The organism is Roseovarius litorisediminis (assembly GCF_900172295.1).
GTDB lineage: Bacteria > Pseudomonadota > Alphaproteobacteria > Rhodobacterales > Rhodobacteraceae > Roseovarius > Roseovarius litorisediminis.
Genome location: NZ_FWFL01000002.1, coordinates 303,113 through 319,534, shown reverse-complemented (window position 1 = coordinate 319,534; position 16,422 = coordinate 303,113). Strand labels below are relative to the sequence as shown.

Sequence of the window (16,422 nt, the reverse complement as noted above, 5' to 3'; positions counted from 1 at the left end):
TGACAAACAGCGTCATCCGTGAAAATGCCGGTCAGAAATAAGGTCAAGTACACTTGTAAGGTCTGCAACACCGTACGGTGACTTCGTCAGGTGGGACCAGAGTCTTGCCGCCCTTTCATTTTTCCCGAAATACTCTGGGGTGCGCGTTGGAACTCGCCCGGGTTCCAACGTGAGGGGCAACGCCCCTAATCCTCTGAAATGACTCGCGGCGGAGCCGCACAATTTTTAGAAACCGCCGCGACCGGGCAGATCGGCGACGGTGTCGACATCGCGCAACTCATCCACCATCGCCACGCGCGCGCCCCCAAGGCTTGCGATACTGTCGGCCAAGGCGTGTTCAGTTGACCAGCGGACACCCTGAAACAGCGAGGCAGGCACCATCACGCGCGTCATCCCAACCAGCCAATAGCCACCATCGGGCGCCGGGCCAAACGCTGCGTCATGCCCCCCCAGGGCAGCAAAGGCCTGGGCAATATGCCTGCGTCGGATGCCCGGGATATCGCCGCCGATGATGCAGACCGGCCCCGGGGGCAGATGCCGCATCAAGCGCCCCATTCGTTTGCCCAGATCGCCTCGGCCTTGCGAAACACGTGGCAGGTGACTGGGCCAGACCCGGCTTTTCAGACCGGCGTGATCGGGTGTTACGGCAAGAACGACCCGCCAGCGGGGGTCGTGCACCTCGCGCAGCAGGCGCGCCACCTGGTGTCGAAACCACCAAGCGGCCGCCACCATGCCGATATCGCGCCCCAACCGGGTTTTCACCCGGCCCGGTAGCGGCTCTTTCAGCATGACAACCAGTGTTTGGCGCATGAAATCAGGCGAAATAATCTTGCAGGATGCGGGAATAGATCGATTTAAGCTGGCTGATCTGATCGACCGCCACGCGTTCATCGACCTGATGCATGGTTCTACCCACCAGCCCGAATTCCACCACCGGACAGTGATCTTTGACAAATCGCGCATCCGAGGTGCCACCGGTGGTTGAAAATATCGGCTTTACGCCGGTTTCTGCCTCGACCGCCGCTGCCACAAGATCGGACAGCCGCCCCGGAGGTGTGAGAAAGCTTTCACCCGAAACCTTGACCGTCAGTTTGCCCGCAATGCCAAATTCTTCCGCCACATTGTCCAATTCATCCTGCATCCACGCTATCAGCCCTTTGCTGTCATGGGCATCGTTGAAACGGATATTGACCGTTGCCCGGCATTCGGCCGGTATGACGTTTGTTGCCGGGTTACCCGTGTCGATTGTCACGACCGCCAGTGTCGAGGCATCAAAATGCTCGGTGCCTTCGTCCAGCACATGTGAAGAAAGCCGGTCCATCAGGCGCGCCATAGCGGGCAAAGGATTACAGGCACGATGAGGATAGGCCGAATGACCCTGCACACCAGTTAGAGTGAACCACGCCGACAGCGACCCGCGCCGCCCGATCTTGATCATCTCACCCATATGGTCAGGGCAGGTGGGTTCCCCGACCAGGCAGACATCCATCGCCTCGCCCCATAACTGCATCCAGTCGAGCAAGGCTGTGGTGCCGTCGATTGCATCGCCCTCTTCGTCGCCCGTAATGGTCAGAATGATCGCACCTTCGGGCGGGTCATTCTGCACCAGGTCCACTGCCGCGGCGACAAACGCGGCGACACCCGATTTCATGTCGGTCGCGCCGCGGCCCCACAAATAGCCGTCTTTCTGCCTGGCCCCGAAGGGCGGCATTGTCCAGGCGGCCTTGTCGCCCAGTGGCACCACATCGGTATGGCCATTGAAGCCAAATGTTTTTTCAGCGCCCTTTTCGCCCCAGCGGGCAAACAGGTTGGCAACCCCGCCGCGGTCCACGCGGTGGCAGGTGAACCCTGCCCCGCGAAGCAGCTTTTCCAGCAACACAAGCGCGCCGCCTTCGTCGGGGGTCACAGAGGGGCACCGCACCAGATCGGCGGTCAGTGCAATCGGATCAACAGGTGAATTTTTCATAGTCCCTCAACCAGTCAGACATTCTGTAGTCGCGGCCTAGCGCGCTTTGCTGCAAAGCGCAAATAATCGTGCAGGTCTGGTTTGCCCAAGCCTCCGCCCCGACCAGCCGCGGATATTTCAGGCGGCATGGCAATATCAGCGCTGCCACGCCTGACGGCATATTTAGGGCGGCTGCCGGTTTTCGAGCCGCCCACACCCGCAAACGTCCGCCCGCTTGCGTTGACAAACCCCTGAATCACACTGCAACTGATCACATGACCCTTGAAACCCGACTTTCACAACATCCGCGTGCCCGCATGGGCCACCTGCCAACGCTGCTGGAGCCGATGACGAACCTTGGGCGCCAACTGGGCCTTGATCTGTGGGTGAAGCGCGATGATTGCACCGGTATCGGCATGGGCGGCAACAAGGTTCGTCAACTTGAGTTTTATCTGGGCAAGGCACAGGCGCAAAGTGCCACGCAGGTCCTGATCACAGGCGCAGTACAATCCAATTTTGTTCGCACTGCCGCCGCCATGGCAGCCCGGCTTGGCATGGGCTGTCATATCCAGCTGGAGGAAAGGGTGACAGAGCCCACGGCACTCTACCGTGAAAACGGCAATGTCCTTTTGGACAGGGTGCTGGGTGCGACCCTGCACAGCTACCCTGACGGCGAGGATGAGACCGGTGCCGATGCCAATTTGCGCACCATCGCGAAAAACTTGCAGGCGGCGGGCGAAGTACCCTTTATCGTTCCGCTAGCCGCTGATCAGCCACCGACAGGCGCATTAGGCTATGTCGATGCAGCGATCGAGCTGCTGACACAGGACACGCGTTTTGATGAAATCTTCATCGCCTCGGGATCGGCCCTTACCCATTGCGGCCTGTTGCTGGGGTTGCGCGCATTGGGCGATGAAACCCCGGTCACCGGTGTCTGCGTGCGTCGCAGAGCGACTGCTCAGACGACCCGTGTCGGTCAGCGCCTAAAGGATCTGGCCCGCCTGCTGGATATGCCCAATCCGGTGACAGACGCCGATATTCGCCTTGATGAAAGCGCCCTTGCCCCCGGTTATGGCCGCATGGGGCCTTTGACCCGTAAAGCGGTGGAACGTACTGCGCGTACCGAAGGGTTGTTCCTTGATCCGGTCTATACCGGCAAGGTGATGGCCGCGCTGATCAGGCGGGCGCCTGACCTGGCCGGAAAACGGGTGCTGTTCTGGCATACGGGCGGGCAGCCAGCGCTATTCGCCTATGCTGATGCCTTCGCGGCAGATTAAGATGGGTCCCGGGATAGGGCGCCACACGCCATGATCATCATTGTCGGTCTGATCATTGCGTTTGTGCTGGTGGTGCTGTTTTCCAACCGGCGGACCCGCTATTGCCGTTGGCGTGCGCAAGGAAAATCAGGCGACGGGATGGCCAGAAATTACAAATGCATGGCATGTGGCGCCTTATCCGTCACATCTGACGGCAATCCGCCCGCAACCTGCCTGCGTCTGCGGGTGGCGCCTCGGAAATGACAGAACGCAAAAAAATGCGCCCAGGGCAAAATTCCTACTTGTTTTTTTCTCAGTTAAGAGTAATTGCGCCGTTAAGACGCCAACGCACGCGCCTCTGTCCCAAAGGCTATAAGCCACTGGTTACGTAGCGACGGTAACGTCTCTGAACTGATCCTTGCGCCTATTGGCGCCATGTCTTTTGGAGATGACCATGAAAGCTTACGTAACCGACCTGTCGGTCGACGCCCGCATTGCGCCCGTTTCCCGCATAGAAACCTATCTGCAGACCGCCCGTTTCGACCGACCTACGTTGGTGATTGATACGCAGGCCGTTGCCCGCCAGTTTGCGGCCCTGTCGCAGGGCCTGGGCCGGGCCCATATTCACTATGCGGTAAAGGCCAACCCGGCGCCCGAAATCATCGAAACGCTGGTCGGCCTTGGGTCGGGCTTTGATGCCGCCAGCCGGGCTGAGATTGAATTGTGCCTCAGCCAGGGTGCGTCGCCTGACAAGATCTCGTTTGGCAACACGATCAAACGTGCCTCGGACATTGCATTTGCCTGGCAAGCCGGCCTACGTCTTTTTGCCGCCGATGCCGTGGAAGAACTGGAAAAAATCGCTGCAAACGCCCCCGGTGCGCAGGTCTATATCCGACTGATTGTCGAAGCATCACAGGCCGACTGGCCACTGACCCGTAAGTTCGGTTGCGCCGAAACCCAGGCAATTGCGCTATTGGATCGCGCCCGCGCGCTTGGCCTGAACCCTGTTGGGTTTTCCTTTCATGTTGGCAGTCAGACCCGCCGCGCCGAGATGTGGACCGATGTGCTGGATCAGGTCGCAACCCTTTGGCATGCTGCTCGTGCAGCGGGCCATGACCTGAACCTGCTGAATATCGGCGGCGGTTTTCCCGCGTTCTATGGCGAGGTGATTGAGGCCCCCACCCCTTATGCGTCACGGGTGGTGCAACTGATAACCGAGCGCTTCGGCACTGTGCCGCATCTTATGGCAGAACCAGGCCGTGGTCTGGTGGCAGAGGCCGGCATGATCGCCGCCGAAGTGCTGCTGGTGTCACGCAAATCTGACGACGATCTGCACCGCTGGGTCTATCTGGATATCGGCAAATTTTCGGGTCTGGCCGAAACCATGGATGAAGCGATTCGCTATCAGTTCGTGACTGATCGCGATCATGAGCGTACCGGCCCCTGCATTCTGGCAGGCCCGTCCTGCGACAGCGCGGATGTCCTGTATGAAAACCGCATGATCGATCTGCCTCTGGGCCTGCGCTCGGGGGACAGGATCATCATTCGCAGTTGCGGCGCCTATACGTCGACCTATGCCAGCATCGGCTTTAACGGCTTTCCGCCGCTGGATATCGTGGTGCTATAGCCCAGCAAACTGTTGGGTGCGCAGTTCTGGCGCACCCGATCCTGGGATAGATTGCAGACCCGGTCACCTTTGTGCATGACTGTACCCGCGATTCCGGATCAGACAGGACAGACATCATGACCCAACCCGCCGACGCTGATGCCCGCCGTATGGTCAAACCCGTGATCTGCTACCCCAATGATACGCTGCCCAAACCTGATCTGGCGCTGTATGCCCTGGCGCGGGACACAGCCCAAAAAGTGGAGGAGCTGCTGGTGCCTGCACGCGATGCGGCCTGCTTTCGTGTTCCCGCAGGGCAATTCTTTCGCATTACTTCGGTCGACGGCCCGCAGGTGGGTGACCTGAACCTGTGGCATGCCAATAATCTGTCCGAGCGGTTCTATTCCGGCAAATCCCGCGCGCTGCACGGTACGCATCTGACAACGGGCGAGCGGATGTGGTCCAGCTTTCCCTACCTGCGCCCGATGGCGACACTCACCACAGACACATTGGGCTGGTACGGAATCGACCCTTATGGTGGCTCCGTCCACGATGTCATCGGCACCCGTTGCGATCCTTATACAGGCAACCTTTTGGCAGGCACACACTATCACCATTGCTGCCATTCCAACCTGACCCGCGCCCTGGCGGATGAGCTGGGCGTTTCGCTGGCCGAGGCCGAGCCGCATGTGCATGATGTACTGAACGTCTTCATGTGCACCGGTTTTACCCGCGACACCGGGCAATATTTCATGAAAGCCAGCCCGGTGCGCCCAGGGGATTATCTGGAGTTTTTTGCCGAGGTCGACTTGCTGGGCGCGCTTTCCGCTTGTCCGGGCGGCGATTGCTCGACCGAGCATTCAAGCGACACCGCAGCATGTTATCCGTTGCTGGTTGAGGTCTTTGAACCTGCCCCCGGTGCGCTGGGTGACTGGTCAGGTCCTGCGGTGAACGGATACGACCGCAGCCACGGAAAGTGATCCAGTAAGCGGGGCTCCCGCCCGGCGCCATGGCATCTAAGATGCCATTCCGTCCGTTGGGCCCAGCCTCGCTCTGCTCGGCTTGAGAGGGGGCAAATCCACATCCGGTCAGATCGAAAACGCGGCTTCTAATGCGATTTCGATCATGTCGGCAAAGCTGCGTTCACGGGCATCGCTGTCCAGCGCTTCGCCGGTCAGCAAATGGTCGCTTACGGTCAGGACCGCCAACGCCCGTGCCCCGTGGCGTGCGGCGACGGCGTAAAGCTCGGCCGCCTCCATCTCGACAGCCAGCACACCGTGGCGGGTCATCTGCTGGATCAGGTCGGGACGTTCGTCATAGAACGTATCTGAAGAATAAATCCCGCCGACATGTGGAAAAATTCCCTTTCCGTCAGCGGCCTGCAAGGCCGCCCTAAGCAGCGGCCAGTCGGCGCAGGGGGCGAAATTCAGCTCCCGGAACAGAGCAGAAGACGGTGTGTTGACACTGCTGGCAGTCATTGCCAGCACCACATCGCGCAGTTTTACTTGCGCCTGCATCGCCCCACAGGAACCAATGCGAATGAGGGTTTTCGCACCATAGTCACGGATCAGTTCATTTGCGTAGATGCTGAGTGACGGCATGCCCATTCCGCTGCCCTGAATAGTTACCCGTTGCTTCTTCCAGTGACCGGTATACCCAAACATTCCTCTGATATCGTTGACCAGTTCAGGGTCTTCCAGAAATGTCTCAGCCGCCCATCTGGCGCGCAAAGGGTCGCCGGGCATCAGCACGGTTTCGGCGATTTCACCGGGCTTCGCGCCAATATGGATGGTCATGGGCGGACGTATTTGATGAAGGGGGTCAGGATGGCGATGCGGTCATAAAGCTTGCGCGCCTCGGCATTGAAATCCTGCGTAAGCCAATAGACCGAGGGGCAGCCATCCGTGTCGGCGGCGGCATAGACCGACTCGATCAGTTTGCGCCCCACGCCGGTGCCACGTACGGACGGGTCGGCGTAGAGATCCTGCAGGTAGCACACATCCTCGAGCCGCCAGTTGTGGGGGTGGTAAATGTAATGCACCAGCCCCACGGGGACGTTGCCTTGCAGGGCCAGAAAGCCATTTTGATTTGGGCGGGTATCTGAACAAAGCCGGTCAAATGTGGTGTCATAAACCGCATCTGAAACGCTGCTTTCGTAGAAGTCCAGATAGGCCTTCCACAACGCGGCCCAAGCGGTTTTGTCGGCAGGTTCAATGCGGCGGATGGTGATCATATCGGACATGAGGAAGACCTGATTCTGTGGCGTGAATAAAGGGCGTGCATCGTATTCTTTGTACATTTTGTACGTGGATTTCGTACACTTCACGACCGAATTCGACAGGGGCAGACACAAAACCTGCGTTTTCAAGGCGATGAAAGGGAAGCCGAGCGTGGAAATCAGATTCTGCGGTTCGGTCGTGCGGATCGGCTGTCATTTCAGCGTGGGCTATTCTGCCGCGTGACATACCGCTGGTGCCGCGTTGAGGTAGCCGTCGCGCGTTTGTGGTGTTTTGATGCCCAGGATCGCACCCGCGAGTTGGGTGCGCAGAACCTGGGCAGTGCCGCCCCCGATGGTGAACATTCGGACATCACGATACATCCGTTCCAAGGGTTCCTTGTCGCCATATCCCCTTGCCCCGAATATCTGCAGTGAATCATTTACAACCTTGATTGCCATCTCGGACGCAAAGAGTTTTGCGCGGGCTGCCATCGTCATGTCGGGAAACTGGCTACCGTTTGGACCACGGGGTCTTGCAGCATCATGCAACATGAGGCGAGCGGCATGAATTTGCGTATCCATATCTGCGGCCATCCATTGCAGCCCCTGGAATTCTGCCAGTGGTCGTCCGAATTGTTCACGCTCAAGCAGATATGTTTTCGCATGCTCAAAAGCACCTGCTGCCACGCCCAGGGCAATGGCCCCGGCACCAACACGTTGCGAATTGTAGGCATTCATCAAATCCGCAAAGCCGTGCCTGAGCCCGGACAAAGGGATCAACGCCCATTTCTGGTCAACCTCCAGATTTTCGAATTTCAGTTCAGCTTCGGGCATCCCGCATAGGCCCATGGTTCTTTCGCGGCCGACAACGGTGAAGCCCTGAGGGATGATACCGGCTTTGATATCAGCATGAACGATGAAACCACCTATGCCGAGATCTGAGCCATCTTCATCCAAAACACGGGCAAAAATCACATAGAGTTTCGAAACACCGCCGCCAGTGATCCAGTGCTTGGTGCCGTTGATCACATAGCTGCCACCCCGTTTTTGCGCCGTGGTGCGCATCCTTGTCGCAGCACTTCCTGCCTCGGGCTCGGTAATGCAAATTGCAGGTTTGTCGCCAGCCAGAACGATCGGCGCGCAAAAAGATTTTTGCGCATCCGTGCCATAGGCCATGACAGCGCTGATACCGCCCATATTGGATTCGACGACGATGCGCGCGGTTAGCGTGCAGGCCTTGGCAACTTCTTCAACGACCTGAACCACATCGAGATAGCTGGCACCCAAACCGCCGTAACTTTTCGGGATGGTCATGCCCATAATCCCGGCGCCAACCAGATCGGCGACATTTTCCCAGCAGTAGCGGCGCTCAACATCCCAAATGCGGGCACGGCTGGCAAATAGCGGCGCAAGCTTTTGTGCTTTGGCGACGGCTGGGTGGGTCATGGCAATCCCTCCTTCACTTACAGGGAGAGCATATGACTGGTTTTATTCAAATCAATCTAATAAGATTTTATATAAAATACAGGAAATCTGAAGATATGCAGACGCGGGCGCTTAGAAGTCTTTTGAAAATCTCTCAAGTCGGATCGTTCCTGCATGCATCCGAACAACTTAACATGACGCTATCCGCGCTTTCGATGCAAATGAAGGCGCTTGAGGCCGAACTTGACGTCGTCCTTTTTGACCGATCGGTCAGGCCGCCACGCCTTACGCCGATTGGCCGTGCAGTGGTTGAAAGAGCCCGCGATGTTGTGGGGCAGGAAAATGCATTGCTAGAGTTATGTTCACAGGACGGCAACCTTGCCGGCAAATTCAGGATCGGATTCGTAACCTCTGCCGCCGCACGCCTTCTTCCGGATTTTCTGGAAAACACCCAGAACAATTTGCCGCGCGCAGCGTTTGAGTTCGAGACAGGACTGTCTGTGGTACTGCAAGAGAAGGTGCGCACTGGAAATCTGGATGCTGCCATTGTGACCGATGCCGAAATCAATCCACGAGGTTTGAAACAGGCGATCCTGCGCGACGAACCATTTGTCTTTGCAGCGCATTCGTCAATTGCCAGCCAGGGCCTCGACACGCTTATCGAACAGCATATGTTTTTCCATTTCATGCCGCAGACCGGAATTGGCAAACTGATCGCAAGCGCGATGGAACAGATCGACAGACCCGCAACCGCTGCAACAGTTATGCTTGATAATATTGAAGCCATAGTGGGCTGTGTAAAAAGTGGTTTGGGCTTTACCCTGCTTCCCGACCCGGATGTGACAAGGTATTCAAACGATGATGTGGTAAAGCTGCGTGCGCCCAATAACATTCGTCGAACACTTATCCTGGTGACACGAAGCGACAATCTTCTGGCGAAACATCTGGATTTGCTGTCCTCCCAATTTGGGGCAAAAAAACTAGGCTTTTAACGCCTGAAAATTTTTGACTGGGTAACCTTCCAAATGCCGGGATGCCGCGCCGAATTGTTTGATCGCGGAGACCAGGCCTCGTGTCACGAACGAAATCGCCACGCGAACGGTGCCTTGATCATACTTTCACAACATTTGATCTGATATGCTGGCCATAAAAAGAAGTTTTTCTCGCTAGTCGCTTAATCCGAGGGTGTCACGACCAGACAATCCAGCGCCACTACACCGCTTGAGGTGCACATCAAAGGGTTGATATCAATTTCGCGACAGGCTTTGCCCAAACTGGCCACCATCCGGGAAAAACCGGCGATCTGGCTGGCAATGTGTTTCAGGTCGGCGGGTGATTGCCCGCGCACCCCTTCAAGCAGTTTGAAGACCCGCAAATTCTGCAGCAGGCGCAGGGCTTCGGCTTCGTCAAACGGTGCCAATGCTGCAGTGCTGTCATTCAGAAACTCGACCAGAACACCCCCTGCAGAGATGATAACAATCGGGCCAAAGCTGTCATCCCAGAGCGATCCAAGCGCCAGTTCTGTGCCTTTGGGTGCCATTTCCATGAAAAGACACCGGGGGCCCAGTTTTGCCGCCATGGCCGTATAGGCGGCCACAGCGCCAGCCACATCCGGCAAGTTAAGAACAACGCCCCCGACATCGCTTTTATGGGCATAATCCTCGGCGGTTTTCAGGGCGATAGGAAAGCTGAGCAGCCCAAGCGCCCCGGGTACGTCAGCGGCTTCACCCACCCAGGCCAGTGCAGGCGATGCAATTCCGAAATCCGCCAGCATGCAAAGGCCTTCATACTCGGAAAGTGGCCCGCCCGCTGCCAGCCGGTCGCGCCAGGCTTGGGCCTTGGGTAGATCTATGTGCTGCGGCGGTGGCCGGGCAATGTAGTCACGATATGTCATGACATGCTGTGCTGCCAGCAGCGCGTTGCGTGTTCCCCGCAGCAACGGCACCCCAGCCCCCAACAAAAGTTGCGCAAGGCTGCGGTCGTCGGCCATCGAATAGTTTGACACCAGCGCCAGTGGCTTGTCGGTCATGCCAGCGGCCTTGACCACCGCTTCGGTATACTGTCTGGCATAGTCATACCCATCGCGCGGGTCCGACATGAAATAGCCAATCGCCACATTCGGATCATTTACCAGCGCGGCTGTCATCGCCGCATTTCGGTTGATCAGGTCATGACCCGTGCCATAGGCATCCAGCGGGTTTTCCGGGTGCAGGCCCGGCTCCAGGTGTTTGGCCAGTTCCGCGCATGTTGCAGGGTACAGTTCGGCAAATTCCAGGCCGATGTCTTCGGCGATATCCACGATCAATTCGCGCTCTCCGCCGGAATCGTGCACCGTACCCAAAAGGCCCTGTGGTACAGCACGGGGCGTATCAAACAGCGCCAGGGTCGCGGCCATTTCATCCATGTCAGCAACGCGGGTCACGCCGAATTTGCGAAAAACGGCCTCATACGCTGCATCGTTGCCCGCAATCGCCCCAGTATGGGAAACCGCCATCTGCGCGCTTTTTCTGGTACGCCCCACCTTAAGAGCCACCACCGGGATTTTAGCATCACGGGCCCTTTGCAGGGCGGCAAGAAATTTCACCGGATCACGGACCGTTTCCAGAAACAGACCGATCACACGGGTTTGGGGTTGGGCAAGCGCCCAGTCCATATAGTCAGCCGCTGTTGTGACCAATTCCATGCCTGTTGAAACGCAGAGCGTAAAACCAAGCCGTCGGTCGTTATGCGCCAGTGCCCCAAAGGCCGAACCCGATTGCGCGATCCAGGCAATGCCGCCTGGCCGAATTCCTGGCGGCGAAGGCATGCTGGCCACACGCAGACCGGCACCCGGGGTGTAAAACCCCATGCAATTTGCGCCGCATATGGCCATGTTAGCCGCGCGTGCCTTGGCAGCAATGCGGTTTGGCAGGGTTGGTACGCCATCACCGTCCAGATAGCACGCCGCAAAGATGCTGACCGACGGCACACCCAGTTCAATTGCCTGATCCAGAATACTTTCGACAAACCGGGTGGCGACACCGATCACCACATGTTCGGGCACCTGTGGAAGCGCCGCCAGATCCGGATAACACGGCACACCTTCAAGCGTTTCAAGCCGTGGGTTCACAGGATAGATCCGGCCATCATAGCCGTCGATGCCACACATCGTCATCATCGCATGACCATTGCTGCCAGGTTTGTCGGATGCGCCGACGATGGCCACCGAGCGCGGTTTGAGAAGCGTATCCAGCCTATGCTTCATCATGAATGCTTTCCGTTCAACATATCCCGCTCAATCAAGGCTAATTCCCGATCCGCGTCTACATCAAATCATCAAAAAAATCGGCTGGACTGATCCCTGTTTTTTTGATGCAACGGCGAAACAAACCTCTGCTAAACTTTCCGACGACCCTCAATGAAGGACCGGATATGAACGACGCCGCTTTGTTAACCCATGTCGAAGGCCGCACGGGCATCCTGACCTTTAACCGTCCGCATGTGATGAACGCGTTCAATTCCGAACTGATCGCTGCCACCCATGAAGCAATGGACGGCTTTCTGTCGGACGACAGTGTTCAGGCGATTGTCCTGCACGGAGCCGGCAGGTGCTTTTCGGCCGGGTTCGACATGAAGGAAAGTGCCGCCAAGGGCATTACCGGCGAGGCAGAATGGCGCAAGGTACTGACCACCGATTTCGACTTCATCATGCAGTTCTGGAACAGTCCCAAACCCACAATCGCGGCAGCACACGGGTTTTGTATTGCCGGCGCGATGGAGGTACTGATGGCTTGTGATATGGCGGTGGCCGGGGACTCTACCCTGTTTGGCGAACCCGAAGTGCGGTTCGGCTCGGGCATCGTGGCCATGTTGGCGCCCTATGTCACGGGCCCCAAACAGGCCAAGGAACTGCTTTTGACAGGCAATGATCGCATCCCGGCGGCGCGGTGTTTTGAAATGGGCCTTTTGAACAAAGTCGTGCCCGACGGCGAGGAAGTGGAATCGGCCATGGCACTGGCCCACCAGATCACCAGCGCCTCGGCCCAATCGGTGCAGCGCACCAAATACGCCATCAACCACACATATGAGCTGGGCCGCATGCGCGAAGGGCTGGCTGCGGCGCTGGAAGTCGACGTGGGGATCGAAGCCGATCAATCGCCGGAACGCCTGGAGTTTAACCGCATCCGCAAGGAAGAGGGCCTGAAAGCTGCTCTGGAATGGCGCAACCGGCAGGTCTGAGACGGCAGTTGGTTCCGCGGCCTGATGCGCGTCTCACGGCACCTGAGAAATTGCGACGCCGGCCGGCATCATCAAGTTATTCGGCGGCGAAGGCCTGTGGGTCTGCCAATGCCACGATATCCATCATGATCGTATTCAACTCGAAATCCTTGGGCGTATAGACCCGGGCCACACCCATTTCCAGCAGACGCGCGGCGTCATCGTCGGGGATGATGCCACCGACGATCACCGGCACCTCTGCAAGGCCCGCGTCGCGCATACGAGTCATCAGATCTTGGACCAGCGGCATGTGACTGCCCGACAGGATCGACAGGCCGACCACGTGCGCCTTGTCTTCCAGCGCGGCAGTCACGATCTCTTCGGGGGTCAGACGAATACCTTCATAGCCAATGTCCATGCCGCAATCGCGGGCGCGAAAGGCAATCTGCTCGGCGCCGTTGGAGTGGCCATCAAGCCCCGGCTTGCCGACCAGGAATTTCAGGCGGCGGCCCAGGCGATCACTGACGGTATCGACGGCGGTACGGATTTCATCAAGGCCTTCGGTTTTGTTCGAAGGGTTGGCGGAAACCCCGGTCGGCCCGCGATATTCACCAAAGACACTGCGCATCTGCGCAGCCCATTCGCCGGTGGTAACACCCGCACGGGCGGCGGCGATTGATGGCTCCATCACGTTGCGCCCCTCTGAGGCGGCGGCGCGCAGATCAGCAAGGGCTTGTTTGACCGCACCGGCGTCGCGTTGGCTGCGCCAGTCGTTCAGGCGGCCGATCTGTTCGGCCTCGACTGCCGGGTCAACTATCATGATACCGCCATCCTCGGTTTGAAGTGGCGATGGCTCGGTTGTCGTCCACTTGTTGACCCCGACGACCACGGTTTCATTGCGCTCAATCCGGTTCAGGCGTTCAGCGTTGCTGTCGACCAGCCGCGATTTCATGTATTCAATCGCGCTGATCGCCCCGCCCATACTATCGAGATTGGCCAACTCATGGCGTGCGCCGTCTTTCAGCGCCTCTACCTTGGCGTCCACCGCCGGATTGCCCTCAAACAGGTCATCGAATTCAAGAAGATCGGTCTCGTAAGCCAAAATCTGTTGCATCCGCATAGACCATTGCTGATCCCAGGGGCGGGGCAGACCAAGCGCTTCGTTCCAGGCAGGTAATTGCACCGCCCGCGCACGGGCCTTTTTGCTAAGCGTCACCGCCAACATTTCGATCAGGATACGGTAGACGTTGTTTTCGGGCTGCTGCTCGGTCAGCCCAAGACTGTTGACCTGCACGCCATAGCGGAAGCGGCGGAATTTCGGGTCTTTGACGCCGTAGCGGGTATGCAGGATCTCATCCCATAAATCGACAAAAGCGCGCATCTTGCACATCTCAGTCACGAACCGGATGCCGGCATTGACAAAGAAAGAAATCCGCCCGGCAAGCGCCGGAAAATCCTGCGCGGCAACGCGTGGTTTCAATTCATCCAGAACCGCAGTGGCGGTTGCCAGGGCAAAGGCCAGTTCCTGCTCGGGTGTCGCACCGGCCTCTTGCAGGTGATAGGAACACACGTTCATCGGGTTCCATTTGGGCACGTTTTTATAGCAATATTCGGCCACATCGCCGATCATTTTCAGCGATGGTTTCGGCGGGCAGATATAAGTACCGCGCGACAGGTATTCCTTGATCAGGTCATTCTGCACCGTGCCCTGCAATGCCGCTACATCGGCACCCTGCTCTTCGGCCACAGCGATATAAAGCGCCAGCAGCCACGGTGCCGTGGCATTGATCGTCATTGAGGTGTTCATCTGATCCAACGGGATCTGGTCGAACAGCGCGCGCATGTCACCCAGATGGCAGACGGGCACGCCCACCTTGCCCACTTCACCGCGGGCCAGAACGTGGTCACTGTCATAGCCGGTTTGGGTCGGCAAATCGAAGGCCACGGACAAGCCGGTCTGACCCTTGGCAAGGTTCGCGCGATAAAGCGCGTTCGAGGCGCTGGCGGTTGAGTGCCCGGCATAAGTTCGAATAAGCCAGGGGCGATCTTTCTGCGTCTGCGACATGGGCGGCCTCGTGAATCGGTTTGCGCAATTTTGTTACGTCGGGCGATTGATACTTGGAATATTATACCGGTGTCAATTCGCTGCGTTGCGGCATTTCGCGGCGGCAGCGAGGGCCCGCGCTGGGATAATGTGAAAAGGGAATCCCGGGAATACACCTTTGTCCCTGCCCGCCTTGGTGTTGTGTCAAAGCTACGGCGCCCGGTTGCAGGCGACAAGCCCTGCCTTCGACCGCCAGATTTCGATTTACGTGCCTGCCGCTGGCTGCGAATGTCGAGGCATGATGCAAACCGTGGCAATACCCCTTTGGCTTTTTGTACTGATCCTGCTTTTTGCCGTGGTGACCTTTGCCTCGCATTTTTTGTTCCCATCGGTGCGCTGGTTCTTTCGCCGACGGATGCAACGCGCGGTGGCCAAGCTGAACGAACGGTTGGAAAGACCGATCGAGCCGTTCAAACTGGCGCGGCGCTATGACATGATTCAGCGGCTGATATACGATCCCGAGGTCAGTCGCGCGATTGTCGAGCATGCCCGTACGGAAGGCATCCCCGAAAACGTGGCATTTGAGCAGGCAAAGCGATACGCGCGCGAAATTGTGCCTGGGTTTTCCGCCACCGCGTATTTCGGCTTTGCCATCCGCTTTGCAAAATTCCTCAGCCGGTCCTTGTACCGCGTGCGCCTTGGGAATTTCGACGAGGCAGCGCTGAGTGCCGTCGACAAGGAGGCAACTGTTATTTTTGTCATGAACCACCGCAGCAACATGGACTATGTGCTGGTTACATGGCTGGCGGCTGAGCGCTCGGCCCTGTCATATGCGGTGGGAGAATGGGCACGGGTCTGGCCGCTAAGCCGCCTTATCAAGGCGATGGGGGCCTATTTCATCCGTCGAAAATCGCGTAATGACCTGTATCGCCGGGTACTGGCCCGCTATGTGCGCATGGCCACCGATGGCGGCGTGACACAGGCAATGTTCCCCGAAGGCGGCCTAAGTCTGGATGGGGCCCTGGCCCAGCCTAAGCTGGGTCTACTGAAATATATTATCGACGAGCGGTCTGCAGATGCGCGCGACGTGGTGTTTGTACCCGTGGCCCTGAATTATGACCGGGTGTTTGAAGACCGCATTCTTGTAGCCGCCGGTCAAAAGGGCGAACGCCGGTTCAGGGCCCGGATCAGTGTGGTGGCAAAATTTGTGATGAAACAGGTCTGGTTGCGCCTGACCGGACAATATCACAGACATGGATATGCCGCCGTCAGTTTCGGGGCGCCGATTTCTTTGTCGCAGTTTCAGCGTGACCATCCGCAAGGGACCGTAAAACACTTGGGTAAACTCTTGTTGGACCGGATCGGGGAAGAGGTGCCCGTCCTTCCGGTGCCGATGGTTGCACGTGCCCTGTTGAGCGCAGAGGGCCCGATGACCCACAAGGCGTTGGCGGCAACCGTTGAACAGATGGTAGAAACCTTGCCAAAGGCGCATGTGTATCTGCCACGCGGTGATACGGCTTATGCCACCGAAGTCGGCCTGCGCATGCTGAAGAAACGCAATCTGGTACAGGAAGCCGATGGGTTGCTGACGCTGGTGAAAGAAGAACGTCCGCTTGTTGCCTATTATGCAGCCTCGATCGAGCATCTGTTTCGCAGTCGCAGCGCATAAATACTGAATATTCTGCACTTGCGCGGTTATAAAGTTACAAAAATGACCCCCACGGCATTGCA

At 57.8% G+C, this 16,422-nt stretch carries 13 protein-coding genes and 1 pseudogene; 7 read left to right on the top strand and 7 right to left on the bottom strand.

Annotation, left to right across the window (positions count from 1 at the left end):
- Positions 1-225: 225 nt before the first annotated feature.
- Together PEL8287_RS04915 and dapE are read right to left on the bottom strand one after the other, a co-directional pair.
- A complete protein-coding gene (locus PEL8287_RS04915) occupies positions 226-810 on the bottom strand; it encodes a TIGR04282 family arsenosugar biosynthesis glycosyltransferase (RefSeq protein WP_085891233.1) in 585 nt (194 codons plus the stop codon).
- A 4-nt stretch (positions 811-814) separates the two neighbouring features.
- Positions 815-1,966, bottom strand: a complete 1,152-nt coding sequence (gene dapE, locus PEL8287_RS04910) for a succinyl-diaminopimelate desuccinylase (protein WP_085891232.1) — start codon at positions 1,964-1,966, stop codon at positions 815-817.
- Positions 1,967-2,220: 254 nt separating this feature from the next.
- On the opposite strand from dapE, the gene PEL8287_RS04905 reads away from it, so the two are divergent.
- The 4 genes from PEL8287_RS04905 to PEL8287_RS04890 all read left to right on the top strand — a co-directional run bounded on the left by PEL8287_RS04905 (position 2,221) and on the right by PEL8287_RS04890 (position 5,787).
- On the top strand, positions 2,221-3,222 hold the full coding sequence (locus tag PEL8287_RS04905; RefSeq protein ID WP_085891494.1) for a D-cysteine desulfhydrase family protein: 1,002 nt from the start codon (positions 2,221-2,223) through the stop codon (positions 3,220-3,222).
- A gap of 30 nt (positions 3,223-3,252) precedes the next feature.
- Positions 3,253-3,465 carry a hypothetical protein gene (locus PEL8287_RS04900; RefSeq protein WP_085891231.1) on the top strand — a complete coding sequence of 71 codons (213 nt, stop codon included), beginning with the start codon at positions 3,253-3,255 and terminating at the stop codon, positions 3,463-3,465.
- Positions 3,466-3,655: 190 nt separating this feature from the next.
- The gene (locus PEL8287_RS04895) at positions 3,656-4,828 is read left to right on the top strand and encodes a type III PLP-dependent enzyme (protein WP_085891230.1); all 1,173 of its coding nucleotides are present in this window, start codon (positions 3,656-3,658) and stop codon (positions 4,826-4,828) included.
- Between the two features lie 116 nt (positions 4,829-4,944).
- Positions 4,945-5,787: an urea carboxylase-associated family protein gene (locus PEL8287_RS04890; RefSeq protein WP_085891229.1), complete on the top strand. Its 843-nt coding sequence runs from the start codon at positions 4,945-4,947 to the stop codon at positions 5,785-5,787.
- A 108-nt stretch (positions 5,788-5,895) separates the two neighbouring features.
- Here PEL8287_RS04890 and deoD read toward each other — a convergent pair whose 3' ends face one another.
- The 3 genes from deoD to acdA all read right to left on the bottom strand — a co-directional run bounded on the left by deoD (position 5,896) and on the right by acdA (position 8,471).
- Positions 5,896-6,603, bottom strand: a complete 708-nt coding sequence (gene deoD, locus PEL8287_RS04885) for a purine-nucleoside phosphorylase (RefSeq protein ID WP_085891228.1) — start codon at positions 6,601-6,603, stop codon at positions 5,896-5,898.
- Positions 6,600-7,049: a GNAT family N-acetyltransferase gene (locus PEL8287_RS04880; protein ID WP_085891493.1), complete on the bottom strand. Its 450-nt coding sequence runs from the start codon at positions 7,047-7,049 to the stop codon at positions 6,600-6,602. Before PEL8287_RS04880 ends, deoD begins: the two co-directional genes overlap by 4 nt.
- Before the next feature lie 204 nt (positions 7,050-7,253).
- The gene (gene acdA / locus PEL8287_RS04875; RefSeq protein WP_085891227.1) at positions 7,254-8,471 is read right to left on the bottom strand and encodes a 3-sulfinopropanoyl-CoA desulfinase; all 1,218 of its coding nucleotides are present in this window, start codon (positions 8,469-8,471) and stop codon (positions 7,254-7,256) included.
- 95 nt (positions 8,472-8,566) lie between these two features.
- Between acdA and PEL8287_RS04870 the strand changes: the two genes are divergently transcribed.
- Positions 8,567-9,442, top strand: a complete 876-nt coding sequence (locus PEL8287_RS04870) for a LysR family transcriptional regulator (RefSeq protein ID WP_176228561.1) — start codon at positions 8,567-8,569, stop codon at positions 9,440-9,442.
- A 182-nt stretch (positions 9,443-9,624) separates the two neighbouring features.
- On the opposite strand, the gene PEL8287_RS04865 is transcribed toward PEL8287_RS04870, so the two are convergent.
- On the bottom strand, positions 9,625-11,697 hold the full coding sequence (locus tag PEL8287_RS04865) for an acetate--CoA ligase family protein (RefSeq protein WP_085891225.1): 2,073 nt from the start codon (positions 11,695-11,697) through the stop codon (positions 9,625-9,627).
- Positions 11,698-11,861: 164 nt separating this feature from the next.
- On the opposite strand from PEL8287_RS04865, the gene PEL8287_RS04860 reads away from it, so the two are divergent.
- A complete protein-coding gene (locus PEL8287_RS04860; RefSeq protein WP_085891492.1) occupies positions 11,862-12,668 on the top strand; it encodes an enoyl-CoA hydratase/isomerase family protein in 807 nt (268 codons plus the stop codon).
- 76 nt (positions 12,669-12,744) lie between these two features.
- Here the strand turns inward: PEL8287_RS04860 and PEL8287_RS04855 are convergent.
- Positions 12,745-14,718, bottom strand: a pseudogene (locus PEL8287_RS04855) (methylmalonyl-CoA mutase family protein); the annotation flags it as partial.
- A 271-nt stretch (positions 14,719-14,989) separates the two neighbouring features.
- On the opposite strand from PEL8287_RS04855, the gene PEL8287_RS04850 reads away from it, so the two are divergent.
- Positions 14,990-16,360, top strand: coding sequence for a 1-acyl-sn-glycerol-3-phosphate acyltransferase (locus PEL8287_RS04850; protein ID WP_085891491.1), 1,371 nt, complete (start codon positions 14,990-14,992; stop codon positions 16,358-16,360).
- Positions 16,361-16,422: the final 62 nt, after the last annotated feature.